The following is a 448-nucleotide window of genomic DNA, read 5'->3' as shown; positions in this document are numbered from 1 at the left end:
AATAACATTTTTCCCAATTGATACTGAGAGCTCAAGTTTAGCGTATACCATTCGGGAGCATAAGGATCACCGTTTTCATCTAAAGCATAAAGATAGGCCTTATCTCTTTCGGAAGGTGCAAGGTCCTCTGCGCTTATCTCCCCATTGTATTCGGTGAAAAGATCCAACCTTAGATCATCATTCTCCCACACCAGGTGCGCATTTCCGAAGAAAGGTGCGGCATGTCTTAAGGCTGCCTTTGTACCATCGTCCTGTTCTTCTTTTCCCTCGGTAAGACTTACCTGGGAGGTGAATTTTAACCGGTCGTTAAATTTAATCTTGGCACCTGCTTCAAAGCCATAAACATAAGCTTTAGCTGCATTTTGAATTGCCTGCACCCGGCTCGGCTCCCCCGGATATTAAATGGTGGTGGACCCCTGACTAGGGTAATCCCGGCGCACCCGGGCCT

At 47.1% G+C, this 448-nt stretch carries 1 pseudogene; it reads right to left on the bottom strand.

From position 1 onward, the window contains the following. Positions 1-377, bottom strand: a pseudogene (locus tag HC175_RS18650) (TonB-dependent receptor); the annotation flags it as partial. Between the last annotated feature and the right edge of the window lie 71 nt (positions 378-448).

The organism is Salinimicrobium oceani (assembly GCF_012037645.1).
The sequence above is the reverse complement of the archived record's forward strand: the minus strand, read 5'-3'. Positions and strand labels throughout refer to the sequence as shown.